Source organism: Paraburkholderia sp. SIMBA_053 (assembly GCF_046534895.1).
Taxonomy (GTDB): Bacteria; Pseudomonadota; Gammaproteobacteria; order Burkholderiales; family Burkholderiaceae; genus Paraburkholderia; species Paraburkholderia caledonica.
On the sequence record NZ_JAWRXU010001858.1, the window covers coordinates 1 to 232 of the forward strand.

The 232-nt window shown below is 56.9% G+C and carries 1 pseudogene; it reads right to left on the reverse strand.

The annotated features are described in order from the left end of the window. Positions 1–232, reverse strand: a pseudogene (locus SB753_RS41970) (peptidase); the annotation flags it as partial.

Sequence of the window (232 nt, forward strand, 5' to 3'; positions counted from 1 at the left end):
GGCGTGGATGGGATCAGCACGCGGTCGATGATCGGCTTGCCATACTTCGACTCACCGATCTGAAAGTACGGATTCACACGCGACGATTCGATGAAATTACCCGCCGCATAGATCATGAAGAGACGCGGCCGCGATTGTCCGGCGCCATTGCCGCTCTCCGCGTTCTCACGGATCTGTCCGCCGAGAATAAAGCTGCAATTGAAGTCGACGCCGAATTCCTGCAGCGCATTCG